This window comes from Anaerotruncus colihominis (assembly GCF_010206195.1).
In the GTDB taxonomy this organism is placed as follows: domain Bacteria; phylum Bacillota; class Clostridia; order Oscillospirales; family Ruminococcaceae; genus Anaerotruncus; species Anaerotruncus colihominis_A.
Genome location: NZ_VIQT01000009.1, coordinates 342,956 through 364,230 on the forward strand (window position 1 = coordinate 342,956; position 21,275 = coordinate 364,230).

Genomic DNA, 21,275 nt, shown 5'->3' on the forward strand with positions numbered 1-21,275 from the left:
ATATGTGCAAATCGTACAAAAAAACAGGACGCTGCACGGCGTCCTGTTTTTCTTTTAAGGCTCCAGCTTCGCTTTAAAATAACCCTCCGCACAATAAACCGCCCCAACGGGATTGTGGGCCAGCACACGATCCTTCGCAATCAGCGTAGTAACCAGCGCGTCGGAATATTTATAAAAAAGCGAATCATGTCCCACACACAGCCCCACGGCAATATTAAACTCCGTATTCTGTTCATTCAGCAGCCTGGCCTGCGCAATCGGATTGCACATCGGCTCAAATTGATTCGGCTTAAGCTTTCCCGACTCCGGAATTCCCACTTTTTCCTTGGAAATACCACCTGTTTTGCAAATCACTGAAACAACTTCAAAGCCATAGCGGCGCAGCAGGCTGTCAATCACCTTTGCTTCGTTTCTCAGCCCACGGCAAAATGCCATTCCAATCCGCCTGTAGCCCATCGATTTACATAGTTCAACCGTCTCCCTGAGCCGGACCCATTGGCCATAACCAATCGCTTCAATTTCAGATGCCTTGATGTAAAAATTGTGATTTTCCGGGCTTTGATACTGTTCAATCGCCTCATTGAACAATGTATGATGACGCATGGGACAATTTTCCGGCATCTGCTGTGGATGTTCCTCACTGCATGCGTGAATACCACATCTGGCACAGGTGTACACGCGTCGTTCTCCCCCTTTCTTACTCAAGCATGTTCCTGCCCTGCTACCGCTGTCCATAATAAGCATTTGCGCCATGTTTACGCAAATAAGCTTATCCAATAAAACCAGCTGCATCGGCTCGACTGTATTGCCTGAAAGCGCTTTGCAATGCCAAGCCATCGACTCCGCCTATGTTTCCAAACGCTTTATACAGCTCCACATGCGTCGGCGTATCTGACGAGGGGTTGAGCTTGCCTTCGACGCGCTTGCCGTCAAGGTCTACAACAACCATATCCGCAGGCTTCAAAACGTCATATTTAACGCCGGACGGCTTGATGACAACAAGACCCCGCTCACGGTCAATTCCAGAAACATTGCCTCATGTAAACGTGATCAGACCATGTTTGGGAAGCTGCATATTTGCTTCAAATACCTCTTGCTTCAGTGCTTCTAACATAAAACATCCCCCATTTCACCGCTATGCGCGGCATTGATAGACATCATATTCTCCCCTGGGCAAACCATTTCCATAATCTTCATACCACGTGCGCAAATCGCCGGACTTGTCCAATTCGTCAATACTGATCTCCACAAAACCAAATCCAGCTTTCTTGGCGGTTTCCAGCTTCTCACGCTGAGAAAGCGTCCCGGGCATGGTCTTTTGATAAAGCCCCAGTTGATAATGCTTCATACCCCCCTCCTGTACCCATTTCTTTCACAAGCAGAATCATACAACGGGAACGTTCTGCCTGCAAGACAAATGCCCCTATTTAAACACCCGCGCATCCTTTCCATGCTCCCCAGAAAATGCAACGAATAAAATCCGGCCCCGCTTCAAGCCTGCGGAGCCGGATTTTTTCGCAACCATTTTCTCAGGAGCGTTTTTTTCCAAGATATGCCGCCTTGACATCCTCATTCGCAAATAAAGCCGCTCCAGTATCCTGCATGATAATTTTGCCGGTTTCCAGCACATAGCCGTAATCCGCTGTCCGCAGCGCCATGTTGGCATTCTGCTCAATCAGAAGGATAGTAACCCCTCGTTTATGAACCTCCCTGATGATATCAAAAATTCCCTGAACAATCAGCGGCGCAAGTCCAAGCGATGGTTCATCCATCATCATCAGCTTTGGACGGCTCATAAGCGCGCGCGCAACCGCCAACATCTGCTGCTCGCCGCCCGACAATGTACCGGCGGCCTGCCAGGACCGTTCCTTGAGCCGCGGGAACAGCTCGTAAACCCAATTGATGTCGTCTGTCAGATCGTCCTTACGCAGATAGGCGCCGATCTTAATGTTCTCAAGCACCGTCAGATCAGAAAAGACGCGCCGCCCCTCCGGGACAAGTGTAATTCCTTTGCCGACAAGTTTTTCGCTTGGCACGCCGTCAATGCGTTCCCCAAGAAATTCAATGGTTCCGCTTTTAATTGGCACAAGGCCGGAAATTGCCCGCAGTGTTGTGCTCTTGCCGGCGCCGTTGGCGCCGATCAGCGTAACGATGCTTCCCTCCGGGACCTCCAGGCTGATTCCCTTGACCGCCTCAATACCGCCGTAGGACACGCAGAGATCATTGATTTTAAGCATCCTCCTGCACCCCCAAATAAGCGTCGATGACGCGGTCGTTATTCTGAATTTCAGCGGGTGTCCCGCTCGCGATCATCTGACCAAAATCAAGCACATAAATGCGGTCGGAAATCTCCATGACAAGATCCATATGGTGTTCAATCATGAATACCGTCAAATGAAAGTCATCCTTGATATGTCCGATGAACTCGGTCAATTCGTCTGTTTCCTGTGGGTTCATACCGGCGGCAGGCTCGTCGAGCAAAAGCATTTTCGGATCGGTTGCAAGCGCACGCGCAATTTCCAGACGGCGCTGTTTGCCATATGGCAAACTACTCGCCACCTCATCCTTTAAATCGGCAAGCTCTAAAATTTCCAACAGGCGCATCGTGTCCTCGCGCATTGCCTTTTCCTCTTTTGCGTTCAAACGGAAAACGGCGGAAAACACGCCCGCCCTAGCACGCATATGCTTTGCAATCAGGACATTCTCAAAAACGCTCAGGCTTTTAAACAAACGGATATTCTGAAAGGTACGCGCGATTCCAAGGCGCGTAATCGCGTCCGGTGTGCGTTCCAGCACCTTTGGGAACTTATCCGCATTGCCGCCCTGGTACAGCTTGCGCATATTCCCCTGCGGATGATTGGATACCAGCAGCTCGTCGTTAAAATAAATCGCGCCATTTGTAGGCGCATAAACGCCCGTCACCATATTGAACGCTGTTGTTTTCCCCGCGCCGTTTGGTCCAATAAGCGCCACAATCTCCCCCTCGTCAATCGACAGGGACAGGTCGTTGACCGCAACAACACCGCCGAACTGCATGGTGAGGTTCTCCAGACGGAGCACATTCTTACTCATGGCCCGCACCGCCCTTCGCGCCGGCCGGGGCACGCCTGGCAAACGGCTTCTTCAACAGACGTACAAGGCCGTCCCAGGAAAACTCCTTATCCCCCATCAGGCCGCGGCGATAAAACAACACGACGACCATCAGCAGCACTGAAAATACGACCATACGGAAACCCGTGCGGAACAGCGAAATCTCCCATCCGCCGATGACAAGCGGCTGATCGAAGAAACGCAGCCACCACTCCTTGCTTGCGGTCACAAGGAAAGCGCTTAAAACGCTTCCGGTCACGCTGCCGATACCGCCGATGACCACGATCAGCAGGATGTCGTATGTCAGCGTGATGCTGAAGGTTTTCGCCTCGATGGAACGCATGAACATAGCGAGCAAGCCACCGGAAATGGCAGTGAAAAACGAGCTGATGACAAACGAAAGCTGTTTATGCTTAAATAGGTTGACGCCCATCGCCTCCGCCGCGATTTCATCCTCACGGATTGCTTTAAAGGCGCGTCCATAGGTGGAGCTGATCAGCAGCACCATCAGAGCGATACAGACGGCAGCGATGATAAACGGTGTAAAAAGCACCGGCAGACCAAACAGCTTTGGAAAGGCCGGCACCTTATTAAGACCATAGGAACCGTTTGTGATGGTGTCCATCTGCGGGCTGGAAAAAATAGCGCGGATGATCTCGGAAAACCCAAGTGTGGCAATCGCCAGATAATCGCTTTTCAGACGCAGCACCGGGATTCCAATCAGCGCGGCAAAAGCCGCGGCGATCAATCCTCCGGCAATCAACGCCAAAAATGGATATGTTGCCTGGAGCCACGCGGGACCAGCCTCCATCGCCTCTTTCAGCGACCGGATTCCAGGCGCGACCCCATTCATATAGTAAACGCCGTCCAGGCTTGCGACCGGGATCATCAAAATCGCCGTGACATACGCGCCGATCGACATGAACCCGGCCTGCCCAAGTGAAAACAGGCCTGTAAAACCGTTTAACAGGTTCATTGCTACAGCGACGATGGCCAGGATGGCGCTTTTCTGCAAAATAGAGATCAGCATGCCCTGTTCATTTTTATGTCCGTCCAGTATAAAAAGCAGCACGACGGCCAGGGCGATCAGCACCAATGAACAAATGCGCTTTGTTGATTTTTTCATATGCATCACACCTTATCCGTACTTTTTTCACCGAACAAGCCAGTTGGCCTGAACAGCAGCATCACGATCAGCAAAAGAAATGTAAACGCATCGCTGAATGTGGAATAACCCATTGCCACGAGCAGCGTTTCGCAGATGCCGATTACAAACCCTCCAACCACGGCACCCGGGATGCTTCCGATACCGCCGAACACGGCCGCGACAAAGCATTTCAGTCCCGGCAGCGTACCGGAAAACGGCGTAACGGACATACGGTCGGTGAAATAAAGAATCGAACCGACCGCCGCCAGAGCGGATCCGATCACAAAGGTGATACTGATGATTGTATTGATCTTGATGCCCATCAGGCGCGATGTTTCAAAATCCTTGCTGACGGCACGCATGGCCATACCTACCTTTGTATGGTTGATCAGTGTCATCAATAAAAGCACCAGCACAATCGTCAAAACCGGCGTAATAAATGTGACAAGCGAAGCGGACAGATCGCCGATCTTGAAGATACGCTTGAGAAATGGAATTTCCGGATATCCTTTCGGAATCGCTGTAAACAGGTATGTAGCCAAATTTTGCAGCAGGTAGGAAACGCCGATCGCGGAAATCATGATCGACATACGCGGCGCGGTGCGCAACGGTTTGTACGCGGCGCGTTCAATCACCACACCCAGAACAACCGTACCGAGTATGATGAGCGGAATGGCGAGCGGCCAAGGCATACTTGCCATTGCAAAAATCATAAAATACCCTGCCATCATGAAAATATCGCCGTGGGCGAAGTTGATCAGACGCAGGATGCCGTAAACCATTGTATAGCCGATGGCGATCAGCGCATACGCGCCGCCTAGCGATATACCTGTCAGGCAGTGCTGCAGGATTGTTGTCAAGCTCATAAACAGGAAGCCCCCAAACGATAAGCAAGTATAGCGGCCCCGGTCAAATCCGGACTCCGCAGGAAAGCGCGCGCCGATATTCAGTCAGGCAGGCGGTTTTCCAGGCTGTGGGGCTTATTGAAAAAAGAGAAATTTCCCGGCCATGCGCAGACGGCAGGATATGCCGGTATTTTTCATTTTTCAAACAGCCCCTAATCGCCGAATGCTGTAAAAGATACAAGGCGGGAGGACAAGACGCCTCCCGCCTTGCAGTTATTTTGTTTTATTCGCCGAGCGTAACCGTTTTAAGGAATTTGAACTGGCCGTTCTCAACCACTTTGATAAAGGCCATATCCTTGTTGGCGTCGCCGGTTTCATCAAAGGAGATTGCGCCGGTCACACCCTCGTAGCTGAGGGATTGGAGCGCGTCGCGGATCGCCGCCGGTTCGGTGGAGCCGGCCGCTTCAATCGCCTTGATGGCCGCGAGATATGCATCGTAGCCGAGCGCTGAAACCGCTGGGATAATGTCATCCTGTCCGATGCTGGTCAGATACTCCTTAAAGCCGGTGATAAATTCAGCTGCAACCTGGTTGGAGGTATCTCCCTCGTCGAAGAAGGTGGACAGCGTGACTCCCTCGGCGTCCGCGCCGGCATTTTCAATAATGGAGCCGTTCTCCCAGGTATCTCCGGCCATGATCTTCGCAGTGATGCCAAGCTCTCGGGCCTGTTTGATGATCAGCGGAGCAGTCGCGATGGACGAAGGCGCGAAAATAACATCCGGATTGGCCGCCTTGATGTTCGTCAGGATCGCTTTAAAATCAGTCTGATTTGTCTGGAACTGCTCCTCAGCGACGATGGAACCTTCGCCGACAAGCTCGACAAACGCATTTTTAAAGAAGTTGCCCAGACCAGACGAATAGTCGTCGCCGAGCTGTGTGATGATGGCCGCCGTCTTAGCGCCGTCCTGGGCCGCATAGTTGGCCATCACCGTACCCTGGAACGGATCGATAAAGCAGACGCGGAAATAGTAGTCGTTTCCAAGTGTGACCTGCGGGTTTGTGCAGGAGCAACCGATAGCCGGGACCTGTGCATCCGCGAAGATCTCGCCGGCGGCAATTGAAACGCCCGAACCGTAGGAGCCGAGAACGACCGAACAGCCGGCGCTGATCAGGCTTTGCGCGGCCGTGACAGCTTCTGTTTTATCAGACTTGTTGTCGGCCTCAACCAGCTCGATCTTATATTCTTTACCGCCGACGTTGACAGTCGGGAATACCTGATTGGCATAACGAATTCCGTAAACCTCCTGCAGGCCGCCGCCGCCATTTTCGCCGGTCTGCGGCTCAAACACGCCAATCTTGATCACGTCTCCGGAAGCCGCGCTGCCAGCCGGTGCAGAAGCGTCTCCAGCCGGGGCCGCAGCGTCGCCTGCGGGCGCGGATCCGGCATCTGGAGCCGGAGAGCCCTCATCAACCTTTTTGCAGCCGGCCGCCATCGAAAGGGTCAGCGCCGATGCCAACGCAATCGCTAAAAATTTCTTCATAATCTTTCCTCCAATTATTTCCATGTCGGAATTCAGCGGCAGAAATACAAATGTACATCCACTGCATACACTTTATTATATCAAATATCTTAGAAAATGCAACTGTGCTGGAACATTTTGCTTGATTTTTTTGGAATTGTCCAGTTTGCTCAAAATCCAGACGTGTTTTTTGTAAATAACGTGTTGCCATAAATGCTCCATTCCATTCTATAACAAAACCCCGGATCACATGATCCGGGGTTTTGTCTGTATTTTCGGGCGCTCATTCCACGCTGATACGCTCCAAAAGATCGTTTCGTTCCCGCCACAGGCGGTCAGACAGGTCGACATAATACCGATGCGGATGCTCAAACCGCTTTACCTCGTCCCACAGGCTGTCCACCTGCGCAGCGCAATAAGATCGGATATCTCCGAGCGCGGGCAGGTCGTAAACGCACCTGCCCTTTTCGAATACCTGCACCAGGAGGCATTCGGCGCGGAAATTGCTGATTGTTTTACGCTTCCAGGTGGCGACGGGATCAAAGATTGTTATCGGCTGCGTATCGTCAACCGTCTCCCCATACACAGTCACATAGTCGGCGATCGCCTGGCCTGTCTCGCGATTATAAAAGCGGTAAACATTTTTAAAGCACGGCGTCGTAATTTTTTCAATCGTTTCACTGATCTTGATCTTCGGCACGAGCACGCCATCTTTTTCAACAGCAGCCAGCTTATAGACTCCGCCGAACACAGGATCAGATTTACTGGTAATCATATTTTCGCCGACCCCGAACGAATCCACCTGCGCGCCTTGCAGCAGCAGGTCGCGGATAATATACTCATCAAGCGAATTGGACGCCATGATCTTACAGTCCTGCATCCCCGCCCCGTCAAGCATCAGCCGCGCTTTTTTGGAAAGATACGCGATATCGCCGCTGTCGATGCGCACGCCCTTCAACCGCTTTCCCTGCGGAATCAACACCTCATTGGCAACACGAATCGCATTGGGCACGCCGGATTTGAGAACATTATAGGTATCAATCAAAAACACGCTGTCGTCCGGGTAGACCATCGCGTAATTTTTAAACGCTTCATATTCGCTGTCGAACATCTGTACCCAGCTATGGGCCATTGTACCGACAGCCGGAATCCCATATTCACGGTCGGCAATGGCACAGGCAGTCGCCGCGCAGCCGCCGATATAAGTCGCGCGCGCGCCGAGCATCGCCGCATCATAGCTCTGCGCGCGGCGCGATCCAAACTCCGAAATCGGCCGCCCCTCTGCCGCCCGCACAATGCGGTTTGCCTTTGTCGCCATCAGCGATTGATGATTGATTGTAAGAAGAATCATCGTTTCAATCAATTGCGCCTGAATAATTGGGCCGCGTACAATGACGACCGGCTCATACGGAAAGATCGGGGTTCCCTCCCGGACCGACCAGACATCGCATGTAAAGCGGAAATGGCGCAGGTATTCCAAAAACGGCTCGCTGAAAATGCCCTTGCTCCGCAGATATTCAATATCCTCCTGCGTAAATTCAAGATTCTTTAGATATTCGACCATCTGCTCCAGTCCTGCGAACAGCGCGAAGCCGCCCCCATCCGGAATCTTGCGAAAAAACATATCAAACACGGCAACCCGATCCTCCAGCCCATACTGGAAGTAGCCGTTCGACATTGTAATCTCATAAAAATCGGTCAGCATGGTTAAATTACGCTTCATATCATTAGGCATTTTGCGCACCTCATTTCGTGATCTCCCCTAGGGCTTGTTTAAAAATGGAGGAATTACTGGATTGTTCGAAGACAGCAGGAGAATGCAAGGCAAAAAACGCAGGAATCCTTTCAGATTCTAAGGCTTTTTAACACAGCGTTCGCCGCTGTTTGCAGAAAAAGACGGCAATTTTGATTTTTCAAACAGCCCCTAGTATTATTCATATAGTTTACATCATTTTTTCCTGCTTGGCAAATGCTTCCTGCCAATTATGGGAAAAGAAAATTTGATTTCCAAGGGAAAGCTTGGTATAATTAAAAAGCGTTATTTCTTATTCTGAAAATTCTTGGAGACGGGACGTGCCCGAATTCGTTTTATTGATAGCTGCCGAAACATCCCCAAATATATAGATGCCAAGCAGCTGACCGATACATAAGACAGGAGCTTTTATCTATGCGTATTGCATTGTTTACTGAAACATATCTTCCACATGTCAACGGCATTGTGACACACGTTAAATCCCTAAAGGATGGATTGGAGCGCCTCGGGCATGAGGTACTGATCGTGACGGCCGACGCTGACGCGCGGCGTCATTTTATTGCAGACGGCATTCTGCATTGCCCCGCGCGCACCTCCAAGCGGTTCTATGGCTATGACATTGCAATGCCTTTGTCAACAACGCGCGTGAAATATGTCGCGCGCTTTCGGCCGGATATCATCCATGTGCACAACGAATTCGGCATCGGGCTTTCCGGCATGATGATCGCCAAAATCCTTCGGGTCGCGCTCGTCTATACGCTGCATACCATGTATGACGAATACATTTATTATGTGGCCCCACAGCCGCTTGTACCTTTGACAACAAAGTTTTCGCACAAATATACAAAATTGTTCGCCAAGTCGGCGCAGGCTGTAACCGGCCCGTCAAAAAAATGTGAGGAGTATTTTCGTAAGGCCGGCGTTTACAAACCTGTCAGTGTCATCCCCAACCCGGTCGATCTGGATCTGTTCAATCCGCAGCGCATCAGCGAAGAACAAAAACGCGCCTTCCGGGAAAAATACGGCTATACAGACAACGAATTCCTGGGCGTGTTTGTCGGCCGGCTCGGACGTGAAAAGAGCGTCGATATCCTGCTGCGCTACTGGCAGCAGACGATCCGTCCGGAGGAGCATATCCGCCTGCTGATTGTCGGTGACGGTCCTGTCCGCCCCGAACTGGAGGAACTGGCGCGGTCGCTCGGCATCGACCAAATGGTGACGTTCGCAGGCAAGGTCCTGCATGAAGATATGCCGCCGTATGTTGCCGCATGCGATTTTTACATCACAGCCTCCACCTCCGATACAAATTCCATTTCGATGCTTGAGGGAATGGCGACCGGCCTGCCGGTTTTGCAGATCGTCGATCCGCTCAACGAGGGACAAGTCCGCGACGGCGTCAACGGCTATATCTTTTCCGATCCGCAGGATATGGCGGCTAAAATCCAAATGCTGCGCGATCTGCCAGCCGACCAGCTGGACGCCTTGCGCGCATCGACGCGCGCCTCCGTCGAGCAAAGCGGAGCTGTAGATCTTGCCCAGTATGTCCTGAAGGTATATCACAACGCTTTCATTCAAAAGCAGCGCAAGCGTCTGCGTGCACGCCGGTTCCGGCTGTATTTTCGCATACGCAAGGGAGGGTCGTCAAAATGAAGCAGAATTATGATATTGCAATCATCGGCGGGGGTATCAGCGGCCTGATGGCCGCCTGGCGCATATCAGAGCTCGTCCCTTCCCTGTCCGTAGCGTTGTTGGAGAAAGGACATGCGCTTGATAACCGTATCTGTCCGATCATCGCCAAAAAGGTCGGCACATGCATCAAGTGTAAATCGTGCGCCATTATGGAGGGATTGGCGGGAGCCGGCGCATTTTCCGATGGAAAATATGTCATCAGCACAGAATACGGCGGATGGCTGACAGAATTTTTGCCGGATGAAACGGTCATCGACTATATCGAACAGGCCGACGCGATTCTTGTCAGCTTTGGCGCCACGCATGAGCGGTTTCAGCCGAGCAACGAGCTAAAAAAGCGGTGTCTGGAGTTTGATCTTCATATGAGCCAGGCGCAGTTAAAGCATCTCGGCACGGATTCAAACTTTGAAACCATGAAGCATATGGTTGAGGCGCTTTCCAAACGCGTCGAGATTTATCCCAATACGTGTGTTACGGCTGTGGACAAACAGACGCATGACGTTACAATCAGAAACGCCGGCGGGGAATCGACATTTCAGGCCGGAAAAATCATCTTCGCGGTCGGACGCGCCGGCAGCCAGTTTTTCAGCGATTGGTGCGAGGCAAACGATATTCCTCTGCACAATAACCAGGTTGATATCGGCGTGCGCGTTGAACTTCCTTCAATGGTGTGGGAGGATTTTGCAAAGAAAATCTATGAGCCGAAAATCCGTTACCGCTCCAAGGGATACGGCGATATTATCCGCATGTTCTGCTTCAATGACCGCGGACAGGTCGTTACGGAGAACACAGGCGGCGTACTGACCGTCAACGGCCACAGCTACCGCGAAGAATCCCGCAAAACAAAGAACTCCAACTTTGCGCTGCTTTCAACCACTAATTTCACACAGCCGTTCAAGGAGCCGATTGAATATGCGCGTCATGTCGCGAGCCTTGCCAATCTGATCAGCGGCGGCAGCGTACTTGTACAGCGTCTCGGCGACCTGGAGCTTGGCCGCCGCACAGATGAAAAGCGTCTGCGCCAGGGCGTCGTGCGTCCGACTCTGGGCGCCGTCCCTGGAGATTTGAGCCTGTGTATGCCCAAGCGCCAGCTTGATAATATCATTGAAACGCTGCATGCGCTCGATCAAATAGCCCCTGGTACGGCCAATTACGACACCCTGCTTTATGGGATCGAATGTAAGTATTATTCCGCGCGTCCCAAATGTACGGAGTTTGAAGTCGATGGGTGCTCTGGTATCTATGCCATAGGCGACGGCGCAGGATTCACCCGCTCCCTTTCGCAGGCGGCGGCGAACGGTCTTTATGTGGCGGACCTGATCACAAAAAAGTAAAGCAGTTTTGTTTCATGCAGAGAGCCCGGACATATTGGTCCGGGCTCTCTGCATGAAACATTGACTGGGAGCGTATGGGCCAGGAAGAAATACGGCTCACCCGGCACAGTCTTTCCCCTGCTTTTTCGACGCTCCCGCCTGATCGCGATAGAGCTTATATTCGATCGAATCAGCGAGAGCATGAAGCGAAGCATTGATGATATCCGTTGAAACGCCAACCGTTGTCCAAACGCTTTCCCCGTCGGACGATTCAATCAATACACGCACAAGCGCCGCCGTCGCGCGTCCGGTATCCATCACACGCACCTTATAGTCGATCAGATGTACGCCGGACAGCGCCGGATAGAACACCTTCAGCGCTTTGCGCAGCGCGCGGTCAAGCGCATGGACCGGTCCGTCTCCTTCGTCCGCTGTGATTTCATAACGGTCGCCGACGCGTACCTTGACCATCGCGGAGGCCATATGCCGATCCGCGCTGTCCTGTTCTCCGATAATCCGGAACAGCTCGACTGTAAAGAACGGCTTAAAGCGTCCAAGCTCCTTGAGCACCACCATCTCAAAACTTGCAGTTGCCGCCTCAAACTGATAGCCGGCATACTCAAGCTCCTTGAGCTTGCCGACCAGCAAATCCAGCTCCGGCGACTGTTTGGAAAGTCCGGGAATGACTTCACCGATCTTTCCGATCATCGCGGAGCGCCCGGACACCTCCGACAGGAGAATATGTCGCTGATTGCCGACCAACGACGGCTCGACATGTTCAAAAGCGGCGGTGTTCTTTTTCACGCCGTCTACATGCATACCGCCTTTGTGGGCAAACGCGCTTTTCCCGACATACGGCATGGTGTGCGGCAGACTTACATTCGCAATTTCTGAAATCATACGGGCGGCGCCGGTCATATGTGAAATACAATCTTCCGGTACGCAGTCATATCCCAATTTCAACTGTAAATCAGCTATGACGGTCGACAGGTTCGTGTTGCCGCAGCGTTCCCCAAGCCCCGTATACGCCCCCTGCACATGACAGGCGCCGGCGCGCACCGCTGCGATTGTATTCGCTACAGCGCAGCCGGTATCATTATGGCAGTGGATGCCGATCATGCCCGGAAACAATCCATTTGCTTCAGCAGTGATGCGCTCTATTTCATCCGGGAAACAGCCGCCGTTTGTATCGCAGAGTACAAGCCGGCGCGCGCCGGCTTCGGCGGCGGCGCGCAGCGTACGCATCGCATATTCCGGATCATCCTTATAGCCGTCAAAGAAATGCTCGGCATCAAAAAAAGTCTCCATCCCCGCGTCTGTCAGCCAGCGCACCGTATCAAAAATCATTTCAAGGTTTTCTTCCAACGTTGCATAGAGCACCTCACGTACCTGCCAGGCGGACCCCTTTCCAAACACCGCCGCGCACGGTGCGCCGGATGCCAGAAGCGCGGCGCAGTTCTGATCCTCCCTGACATTGACGCCGCGCCGCCGTGTTGAACCAAAGGCGACCAGGCGCGCGTGCTTGAGGTAAAGCTCTGTATTGGCACGACAGAAAAATTCAGCGTCCTTTGGATTGCTGAACGGATTTCCAGCCTCGATCAAGCCGACGCCGGCACGGTCGAGCGCCCCTGCAATCCGCAGCTTATCCTCTACGGAAAATGAAACCCCTTCCCCCTGAGCGCCGTCACGCAATGTCGAATCAAATATCTCTAGTTTCTCCATCGCTCTTTTCCCCCAATTTCACACGCAGATCATGGAAATAGCGTTCCTGCATACCATGTAGATCCATCATCACGAATGAAAGCAGCCAGATAAGAGGATTGCGAATCTGCAACCGTTCCGTAAATACAACACAGGCGCCCCCAGAAGGCGTCTCAGAAAATTCACCCGTCCATTCGCCGGTAAACATTGCGTGCTCCATATGAAACGCATACAGCCGGAAAGGTTCCTTCTTAACAATTTTAAATACCGTTTCGGAACCCTTTTTTGGATACTCTATAAAGGTAATACCATCCGGTTTTTCTTTGATTGCACACAGATCGCTGCGCCAGCTCCAGTCTGTATTATCTGTAACGACGTTCCAAACCTGTTCAACCGGCGCATGAAACACAGATGTCATCTGTGCAATCCGCTCCCTTTTCATCTTCTGTCTCCCCTTCAAAAAAATAATCTAGCCATCCGTTCATTCCCTTATCTAATTATTATAGCATAATCCCCGCCGCGTAACAAGCCGCTGTGCCTGTATGTATGGCCGCTCAAACGCGATCCGCTAAAATTGGAAAATTTTTTGGTGAATTGCAAGTAAAATTGCGAAAAATTTAATGCATTCGTAAAAATTTGTACACTTAACTAAAAAAGAAGCAATCTCTTTATTGAGAATGCTTCTTTTTTAAACTGGATACATACTCAATATGTCTCTTCTTTACAGAATGTTCGGGATTGGAACAAAGCTTTAAAGTTGCAAACAACAAGGCCATTTCATCCAAATCAAAAACATCCGGTAAGGACTGTCCTAATCTATCCAAAACAGAAGAAAGCATTTTTCGATGTATAACGATTTCATTGGATGTTACTTTTAATACACTCCCATTCCCAAATACTACAAAAGAGTAAACATTCTTAGTCCTTAACATTGGAAAATTATGGATTAAAGCGTTAACATGTGTGCGATTCTGCAAAACCGGATTGTAAATTTGATACTTTTTTCGCCCATAGTATACATCCCAATAAAGTTTGTGCTCACTGCCATAAATTTTCCCGCTGTAATTCTTGCTTTCAAAGATAAATAAGCCCTTGGAAGTAATTAAAATCAAATCTATTTCTGTTAAAGCACCCGAATATGTATTTAAATACACATTGGGAATGATGTATTTTTGACTTTTTCGGGAATCAAGCATTGAAAACAATAGAGCTTCACCATATCGCCCCGTATTAAGAAGTACTGAGAAAAAAGAATAACCCGTTGCCTGTAAATAACCAGAAAACCGAACATACAAAACAATAAAGAACCCCACAAGAGAAATTAACAGTATGACGCACAAACATAAACTAAGAAAATAGAAATGCATACTATCACACATCCTCAAGCAGTCATAGGGTTTTCAGGTGAGCAAGAAAAAGATCGTCAGAACATTTGTAATCAAGAATCTTGCGGGGATAGCGGTTCATCCAATCCTGAATACGCTGGATGTCCTGCTCGCTGTAGTCCTCTATCGGCGTTCCCTTGGGTATAAAACGCCGAATCATCGCGTTGGCATTCTCATTGGAGCCGCGCTCCCATGCGGAGTAAGGATGACAATAGTAAATCTTTGTCCGCGGGGATTTTGAGCGGTAAGACTGCTGCATTCCCGCGCAGTCCATAAATTCGGAGCCATTGTCAACCGTGATGCTCTTAAAAAGCAGAGGGAACCGCCGCCCGTACCTGCGTTCAAGGCGGTTAAGCGCATGGACAACCTCGGCTGTCGTCTTATGCCGCAGCTTCATAATGATTTCTTGCCGGGTAAAGCGTTCCGTCAGCACAAGCAAAACCTGTCCTTTCCCCTTGGCCTTGCCTATGGCTGTATCCATTTCCCAATGGCCAATCTCAATACGCCGCTGGATATCAGCCGGCCGAGCCCCTATGCCTTGGCATAGGGGCTTTTTTGTCCTGGCATGAACCTTGCAGTATGGCCGCCTGGAATCCTTGCGGCGCGGCAAGTGTTCGTTGGAAAGCCGCAAGAATACACGCCGGTCAATGTAGTTGTACAAAGTCTTAACACAGACCGTCGTCTGAAAAGCCAACCCCCGCGCCCGGATTTCTCCCAAGACAGCAGCCGGGGAATACCGCTCAGAAATGATCTTCCGTTCTATGTACGCCGCAAAGGCATGGTCATCCCCGATTTTAAGCTGCGCGCCCTTGGCCGTGGCCTTGTAATCATAGTCCCGCTGTGCAATGTCCGCGCTGTAAGCAGATACCGTCTCCCATTCGGAGGTTAACCGTTTGTAGTTCCCCCGTTTCAGTTCCCGATAGACCGTACTGACAGAACAGCCGATATGCGCCGCAATCTCTTTAACGCATGTCCCCGTTTTCCGTAACGCCTCAATCTTAATCCTGTCCGCATATCCTAAATGACGAAACGTCCCCTTGCCCTTCAAAACAAACACCCCGTCGCCGTTACACGCCGCTTGTGTTCCTGCCTCATCCTTTCATCGAATGGGGCAGGCGCTTGTACCACAGGCTTGGCAAACCGTCAATAGCTTTCGCGGATTACAAAACAGTTACAAATGAAGGTATCGGGAAAGCCTGTCAGAGCGTGCGAAAACGCATTTGTAACCATTTTGTAACCCACGGTCTATTGACTGTCCGCCGCGCCCGCGGCCTCCTTGTAAACAAGGAGGGGCAAGCCCCTCCATCCCCGGCGACGGGGCAACTCCAAGCTTGGGGAACGGGGTAAGCGCGGATAAAGAAACCGCCCTCTAAAAAAGAAAGGCGGTGAGAATGTGCAAAGTAAACGGCTTTACGACCTGCTGTGTTTTATCATGGCAAACCCACAAAACCGCTACTTCTGTAGATACCATGCTGGCACATGGTATCTGCAAATAGCGGAATAAAGCACAACCCTTAACCCAAAGCAAAAAGGCGGTTTCTTTATCCACCCAAATAATAGCAAACCAATCGAATTTTGTCAACAGGAAAGGAAAAGAACATATGGACATTTTCACATTAAAGTGCATCCACAAACTCCTAAAGGATAAAACGGAAGAAATCCAAAAAAAGAAAAAGGAGGCGCAAAAACTCCTGTATGAATTACAGGAAAGCGATACCGCCGACGAAAGTCTCATTAAAAAGCAAGAAGCGTTCGCTGACGCTTATACAAAATATTATTTCAAACTTGAAAATGCTCTGCACGATTTCGAGAATCAGGATTGGTAAATCCGTGGAAGGAGAAACAGCATGAGTGAACTTGTATATAGCGATATTTACCCCGCCAAACGCTGCGAATACCGGTATAATTACCTGACGCAAAAGCTGGAACGCATCGAAAAGCATGTCCGCATGAAGCAGATCAACGGCGTGCCGTGCTCCGTCGTGGAATCGGAAGTGACCGCCGAATTCGACGTGCGCCGCCAGATGTGGGAGAAGATGCCCGGCTACTGGGTGCAGCTTTACGACAGCCTGCCGAATGAAAGAATGTACCCGTTCAGGCCATAACCTGTAAAATGAGACGACAGCCGCCCCGATCGGGGCGGCTGTCTTGCGTTAACTCTCCCCTCGGTCTTTGCGCGGGGAGAACTGTATTTTTTCCATGCGCCGAATCTTTTCAAAAGTGTCATAGCAGGCACGTAAAGCGTCGGACTGCACAAAGCTTACTTTGTGCAGGGGTTTGACCTTGCGCTTGACTGCGACCGGGTTTTCAATAACCATGGCATATTGCAGCGCGTCGTATTCGCGGTTTCTGGTCAGCCGTCCCGCCCAGGTGGAGCAGCTTACCACCGTCGCGGCCTGTTCGCGCAAAGGCTTTGCAACCCGTGTAAAAAACTGCGCCGTCGCCACGATCTTCACCCGCTGCTTGCGCTGTTGGGATACCTCGGAAAGAAGCGATTCCGGCACGTCGTTCCAGCTTTTGGCCGAATACTCCGAATGGATTTCATCAATTGCAAAGATAATCCCGTCCGTGCCGTTGCGAAGCGTCAGCATGTCCCGCCAGTCCGTCATGATATGGTCGGAGCGGTAATAAGCAAAGTTGGTAACAATGATGCATTTGGGGTACTTCTCTTTCATCAGCTCGAGATACCGCACCATGGAAATGGTTTTGCCCGCGCCCTGGCGGCCTACATAAAACGTGAAGCCGTATTCGTTGAATTCGCCCCGGTGCAGGTCGCGTTCAAGGAAATCCACGAGCAGCCAGCGGAACAGATCAAGCCATTTGTTTTTAATGTACGGCGCGCGCAGATCGTCCACACGCAGCCGCAGAGGGTTAAAATGATACCGGATAAAGAAATAGGCCAGCGCACCGAATAGAAGCGCGCAGCCGCCGCAGACGATGATTTTAACAACCAAACCGAGAAAAGCGCCGATGGGCGCGAACATGTTCCCAATCACAGAACCCATATCGATCATTAAGACACCCCCGGTATCTTGCGGATTAACCACATCAGAATAGACCAGACGAATTTTAAGTTATAGACAATCAGAACAATAATAGCGCAGCGGCTGAGAAGGGAAACGGATACAAACATGTTGACGAATTTAATCACATAGAGCAGCGGCGACATGGACATATTCAGGCCGCTGAAGCTGGGGAATTTCGGGAACAGGTTGATTAAAAAGTGTGCCAGCGCAAAGAAGATGTTGCAGAAAAACTCAATGATCACGCGCTATCCCTCCTCGGTGAAGAAATGCCGCAATTTATGATAGCAGGCAATCGCAGTAAACAGGCAGGCGCTTGCGTTTAAAACATTGCGAAGAAAATCTATATATGGGCGAGCTGATGCAAAGAAGTCAACCCTTGTTCCGCGATAGCCGGGAAATAGAAAATTGTTCGGTATTGTAAGCCTAAGGCTTATGTCGGGTGGGCTGGCAAGCACCCTGAAAAAGTCGTTGATCATCTGGTAAAGCTGCCCCAGCCCCGCAAAGCGGCTGTTGATGTGGTCGTTTAAGCTGGAAAGCTGGTCGTTGAAATAGTTGCCGTCCGGTACAAACAGATCACGGATAAAAATCCCGATGTCCGCAAGCGTGTCAAAAAATCCCCGGCTCTGGCCGTCCGCAGCAAGGACAGGGACTGACAGCGTGAACGCGACTAAAACGGCCAAAAGGATAATAAGGCTTCTTCGCTTCATATCAACACCGCTCTATTCCTTATGAATAAACATTTTAGAAATTAATCCAACAGAAAGCACGATTCCAAGTATTTTGATACCGATATTTGTAACCGATGCATATGACATCCGGACGCTTCCAGAGAGATAGTCCAATGATTCGCTGTTCAAAACTGTCCGGGGCATATCATAACTGGGCGGCGGCCAGGACAAAGCATGAACCGGAAGTGAGTGTAGGCTTAAAATAAGGATGACGAGAATCAAAAACCATCTTTTTTTCAAAGCTTCGGCCCCCTCCCAACAAAGCTGATTATTTGTATAGCCGCATAAATCGATAGGGAAATCATAAAAACAATCAAAAAGACGCTAAAAATAGTTCCTGCGTTATATCGCAATGTGTAAAAAAGCTCGTACAAAGCGTCTTTAGAAAAAACGACATATTCCAAAGCCGATCAACTCCATGGAAATGTACTGTGCCATTGTGTATCAGGTGAAATATCAAACCAGTTGAAAGGACTTCCCCATGTTGCATTTAATGTAACATCGTACCATTCAAACGGACTGCTCCAATCTGTTCCGGGCGAAATATCCCAAGGGTCGTCGGAACCTGTACCACCGGATGACTTTGTGTAAATAACTGTAATCGTCAAGTCACTGTCAGGCATCATACCGGAAACCGTTGGCTTATCTGCGGTGTAACCGTTCAAAACAGGCGATACAACCTGATAAGCCGCCCCGGCCTGATATGTTTTGACAGCTGGTTCAGCAGCCTGAGAGCCGTCCTCATACTGGTATTGGATGGTTAGGGTGTGCTCTGTCGTTGTGGGAGGCATAGCCGTATATGTAACGGTAATCGTCAAATCATTGTCAGACATCGTCCCGGAAACCGTTGGCTTATCTGCGGTGTAACCGCTCAAAACAGGGGAAACGACCTCATATGAATCGCCTGCCGCAAGAAATCGTATAGCTGGTTCAGCAGCTTGCGAGCCGTTCTCATACTGGTATTGAATGGTCAGGGTATGTTCTGCCGGCGCAGGGGTACCAAAAGAAAATCCTTTAATATCGGAAAAAACAGGATCTGATTCGTAAGAGTAAGACGGCCGCAAATACCACACAGGGGGTTCCGGTTCAGAATCTTTATAGTATTCCGCATACGCAACACGATTGGAAGTTTCCGATACATGCTTCAAATAAGATAAGTCCCCCGTATCAGCGTCATACAAAAATCGGACAGAATAACTGCTGGATGATTTATATCCGAGACTTACATAATCATTGCCCTGTCCGGTAGCCGGTGAAAGCTGTGCGCTCTTTTTATCATAAGAAGAAAACGAATACTCGACGTTTTCTGTATCCGCGCGGAGCATACAACTGAAAAGAATCGTCCTGTTTTCATCTTGAAAATCCGCTTGAATCTGTTCCCATACGGAAAGTGCTTCCGCATTCATGCCGCTTAAATCGGGAGAAAAAGAATAAATACCATCCGAACCGCTGACATGTGTAAGCGCCTGCCGCGCCTTTTCCCAATGCTCGGGAAGAAAATCAGCCGCGAAGGAAGGAAGCGAAAAGCCCGCCGCGCATACGGCTGCGCAAACGCTCGCTAAGAATCGTTTCCATTTTTTCATAAATCATCACTCCTGTATTTTTCGCCCAGTCGGGCACCCACCAAGGATTATGGTAGATATTGTTGTCCGGGATATCGAATTCCCACGGGATAGAGGAGCCGAACGGGTCGTACCCGTCCAATGGGTCGTAATCGTCCCACGAACTGCCGGGGGGTGTGTAGTCGTAATCGAACGGGTCAAATAAATGCCATCCCTTATACTCCCAGTCGTCGTCCTTCGGCGGTATGTCCAATCCGCCGCCAGAGGTTCCGCCGCCGCCCCCGCCGGGACCGCCGCCGGAACCTCCCGGCTTTACGTTTTCATCCGGCCAACCGTCGCCGTCTGTGTCTATGTTGTCGTCCGGTTTCCCGTCCCCGTTCGTATCAATGTTGACGTCCGGCTTGCCGTCCCCGTCCGTATCTATGTTGACGTCGGGTTTCCCGTCGCCGTTCGTATCGACGTTGACGTCCGGCTTGCCGTCGCCGTTCGTATCAATGTTGACGTCCGGTTTGCCGTCCCCGTTGGTATCAATGTTGACGTCCGGTTTACCGTCGCCGTTTGTATCAACGTTGACGTCCGGCTTGCCGTCTCCATCTGTATCGATATTGATATCTGGCTTGCCGTCGCCGTTCGTATCAATGTTGACGTCCGGTTTGCCGTCCCCGTTGGTATCAATGTTGACGTCCGGTTTGCCGTCCCCGTTGGTATCAATGTTGACGTCCGGTTTGCCGTCCCCGTCTGTATCGATGTTGACATCTGGTATCCCGTCGCCATCCGTATCTATATTGATATCCGGGTCAGGGTCAGGATCGGGGTCTGTAATCTCCGGGGGCATCGTCCCTGTACGGATTGGAAGCCACCAGTCATAATACCGGTTGATGTCTTTCCCGTTGACAGGTATTTCAAATTTTTCGGGCAGTACGTTGAATTTCCCCGAACTGGCGGCAGAAGCGACAAGCGTATTCTTAAACGGATAATTCGGAATCGAACCGGCCAGCGGCGACGCATCGATCACATAGGAAAAATGAAGCATCTGCGTCGCGTCGTAAATCTGGTTGTTGCAAATCAGCTTGTCCTTTTTAAAGTCGTACTGCAAAAGGATGTACTTTGCCCCCTGCACATGCGGCATAAACTGCATCGGGTCAGCGTCGCGCGGATTGCGATAAGAAAATTCGCCTAAAAGCGTGCTTGCAGGTTTTTTGGTTGGGAACCGTACAATATACACCCACCAGCGGCGGTCGTCGCCGATGTATTTGCCCTCGTAGTAGCCGTTTGTAAGCTCCTGACGTAAAAGCACCAGATATGGCGCGTCGCTTAAATTGTCTATAAAGTCTGCTTGGATATCTTTGTTGGTAGTCTCAAACTGCAAAGCCGTATTGCCGTTTGGGGATACAAACGACGGTACATCCGGAATAAAGACCTTGTCCGCGCTGTCGTCCGACCAGCCGGCAAACGCAGGTATGGAGCAGGTGAGAAGCAGGAAAGCGGCTGTAAAGATGGAAAGAAAACGTTTCATA

At 50.6% G+C, this 21,275-nt stretch carries 22 protein-coding genes and 1 pseudogene; 4 read left to right on the forward strand and 19 right to left on the reverse strand.

Going from position 1 to position 21,275, the window contains the following annotated elements; all coding sequences use genetic code 11:
• Window positions 1-54 precede the first annotated feature (54 nt).
• From FMM72_RS05800 to FMM72_RS05845, 10 genes and pseudogenes are all read right to left on the reverse strand, one after another.
• The gene (locus FMM72_RS05800; RefSeq protein ID WP_347561239.1) at window positions 55-705 is read right to left on the reverse strand and encodes a DUF1847 domain-containing protein; all 651 of its coding nucleotides are present in this window, start codon (window positions 703-705) and stop codon (window positions 55-57) included.
• Between the two features lie 133 nt (window positions 706-838).
• Window positions 839-1,114 (reverse strand): annotated as a pseudogene (locus FMM72_RS05805) (class II aldolase/adducin family protein); the annotation flags it as partial.
• 21 nt (window positions 1,115-1,135) lie between these two features.
• A complete protein-coding gene (locus FMM72_RS17505) occupies window positions 1,136-1,348 on the reverse strand; it encodes a hypothetical protein (protein WP_347561240.1) in 213 nt (70 codons plus the stop codon).
• A gap of 181 nt (window positions 1,349-1,529) precedes the next feature.
• Window positions 1,530-2,237, reverse strand: coding sequence for an ABC transporter ATP-binding protein (locus FMM72_RS05815; RefSeq protein WP_160208531.1), 708 nt, complete (start codon window positions 2,235-2,237; stop codon window positions 1,530-1,532).
• Window positions 2,230-3,072 (reverse strand): ABC transporter ATP-binding protein, encoded by an 843-nt coding sequence (locus FMM72_RS05820; RefSeq protein ID WP_162220838.1) that lies wholly within the window; start codon window positions 3,070-3,072, stop codon window positions 2,230-2,232. Before FMM72_RS05820 ends, FMM72_RS05815 begins: the two co-directional genes overlap by 8 nt.
• Entirely contained in the window at window positions 3,065-4,216 is a 1,152-nt protein-coding gene (locus FMM72_RS05825; RefSeq protein WP_347561241.1) for a branched-chain amino acid ABC transporter permease, read from the reverse strand. The genes FMM72_RS05820 and FMM72_RS05825 overlap by 8 nt, the downstream gene beginning before the upstream one ends.
• 5 nt (window positions 4,217-4,221) lie before the next feature.
• Complete coding sequence (locus tag FMM72_RS05830; protein ID WP_160208525.1) at window positions 4,222-5,103, reverse strand: branched-chain amino acid ABC transporter permease; 882 nt, start codon at window positions 5,101-5,103, stop codon at window positions 4,222-4,224.
• A 262-nt stretch (window positions 5,104-5,365) separates the two neighbouring features.
• Complete coding sequence (locus tag FMM72_RS05835; RefSeq protein WP_243151537.1) at window positions 5,366-6,622, reverse strand: ABC transporter substrate-binding protein; 1,257 nt, start codon at window positions 6,620-6,622, stop codon at window positions 5,366-5,368.
• Window positions 6,549-6,812, reverse strand: coding sequence for a hypothetical protein (locus tag FMM72_RS05840; protein ID WP_162220693.1), 264 nt, complete (start codon window positions 6,810-6,812; stop codon window positions 6,549-6,551). Before FMM72_RS05840 ends, FMM72_RS05835 begins: the two co-directional genes overlap by 74 nt.
• 72 nt (window positions 6,813-6,884) lie before the next feature.
• Window positions 6,885-8,336, reverse strand: a complete 1,452-nt coding sequence (locus FMM72_RS05845; protein ID WP_180322889.1) for a nicotinate phosphoribosyltransferase — start codon at window positions 8,334-8,336, stop codon at window positions 6,885-6,887.
• 432 nt (window positions 8,337-8,768) lie between these two features.
• Between FMM72_RS05845 and FMM72_RS05850 the strand changes: the two genes are divergently transcribed.
• Both FMM72_RS05850 and FMM72_RS05855 read left to right on the forward strand, forming a co-directional pair.
• A complete protein-coding gene (locus FMM72_RS05850; protein WP_162220839.1) occupies window positions 8,769-10,004 on the forward strand; it encodes a glycosyltransferase in 1,236 nt (411 codons plus the stop codon).
• Entirely contained in the window at window positions 10,001-11,377 is a 1,377-nt protein-coding gene (locus tag FMM72_RS05855) for an NAD(P)/FAD-dependent oxidoreductase (RefSeq protein ID WP_160208519.1), read from the forward strand. Before FMM72_RS05850 ends, FMM72_RS05855 begins: the two co-directional genes overlap by 4 nt.
• A gap of 96 nt (window positions 11,378-11,473) precedes the next feature.
• Here FMM72_RS05855 and cimA read toward each other — a convergent pair whose 3' ends face one another.
• From cimA to FMM72_RS05875, 4 genes are all read right to left on the reverse strand, one after another.
• On the reverse strand, window positions 11,474-13,078 hold the full coding sequence (gene cimA / locus FMM72_RS05860) for a citramalate synthase (RefSeq protein WP_160208517.1): 1,605 nt from the start codon (window positions 13,076-13,078) through the stop codon (window positions 11,474-11,476).
• The gene (locus tag FMM72_RS05865; RefSeq protein WP_162220840.1) at window positions 13,056-13,499 is read right to left on the reverse strand and encodes an SRPBCC family protein; all 444 of its coding nucleotides are present in this window, start codon (window positions 13,497-13,499) and stop codon (window positions 13,056-13,058) included. Before FMM72_RS05865 ends, cimA begins: the two co-directional genes overlap by 23 nt.
• A 226-nt stretch (window positions 13,500-13,725) precedes the next feature.
• Window positions 13,726-14,424 (reverse strand): nuclease-related domain-containing protein, encoded by a 699-nt coding sequence (locus tag FMM72_RS05870; RefSeq protein WP_162220841.1) that lies wholly within the window; start codon window positions 14,422-14,424, stop codon window positions 13,726-13,728.
• Window positions 14,425-14,446: 22 nt separating this feature from the next.
• Entirely contained in the window at window positions 14,447-15,499 is a 1,053-nt protein-coding gene (locus FMM72_RS05875) for an IS30 family transposase (RefSeq protein ID WP_347561242.1), read from the reverse strand.
• A 544-nt stretch (window positions 15,500-16,043) separates the two neighbouring features.
• Here FMM72_RS05875 and FMM72_RS05880 point away from each other — a divergent pair.
• Together FMM72_RS05880 and FMM72_RS05885 are read left to right on the forward strand one after the other, a co-directional pair.
• Window positions 16,044-16,268 (forward strand): hypothetical protein, encoded by a 225-nt coding sequence (locus FMM72_RS05880; RefSeq protein ID WP_162220842.1) that lies wholly within the window; start codon window positions 16,044-16,046, stop codon window positions 16,266-16,268.
• A gap of 21 nt (window positions 16,269-16,289) precedes the next feature.
• Window positions 16,290-16,547: a hypothetical protein gene (locus FMM72_RS05885; RefSeq protein WP_162220843.1), complete on the forward strand. Its 258-nt coding sequence runs from the start codon at window positions 16,290-16,292 to the stop codon at window positions 16,545-16,547.
• Window positions 16,548-16,595: 48 nt separating this feature from the next.
• On the opposite strand, the gene FMM72_RS05890 is transcribed toward FMM72_RS05885, so the two are convergent.
• From FMM72_RS05890 to FMM72_RS17375, 5 genes are all read right to left on the reverse strand, one after another.
• Window positions 16,596-17,456: a zonular occludens toxin domain-containing protein gene (locus tag FMM72_RS05890; RefSeq protein WP_162220844.1), complete on the reverse strand. Its 861-nt coding sequence runs from the start codon at window positions 17,454-17,456 to the stop codon at window positions 16,596-16,598.
• The gene (locus tag FMM72_RS05895) at window positions 17,456-17,710 is read right to left on the reverse strand and encodes a hypothetical protein (protein WP_162220845.1); all 255 of its coding nucleotides are present in this window, start codon (window positions 17,708-17,710) and stop codon (window positions 17,456-17,458) included. Before FMM72_RS05895 ends, FMM72_RS05890 begins: the two co-directional genes overlap by 1 nt.
• Before the next feature lie 3 nt (window positions 17,711-17,713).
• The gene (locus tag FMM72_RS05900; RefSeq protein WP_162220846.1) at window positions 17,714-18,175 is read right to left on the reverse strand and encodes a hypothetical protein; all 462 of its coding nucleotides are present in this window, start codon (window positions 18,173-18,175) and stop codon (window positions 17,714-17,716) included.
• Between the two features lie 431 nt (window positions 18,176-18,606).
• Complete coding sequence (locus FMM72_RS05905; RefSeq protein WP_162220847.1) at window positions 18,607-19,779, reverse strand: MucBP domain-containing protein; 1,173 nt, start codon at window positions 19,777-19,779, stop codon at window positions 18,607-18,609.
• Window positions 19,697-21,274, reverse strand: a complete 1,578-nt coding sequence (locus tag FMM72_RS17375) for a hypothetical protein (RefSeq protein WP_279285975.1) — start codon at window positions 21,272-21,274, stop codon at window positions 19,697-19,699. The genes FMM72_RS05905 and FMM72_RS17375 overlap by 83 nt, the downstream gene beginning before the upstream one ends.
• Window position 21,275 lies beyond the last annotated feature (1 nt).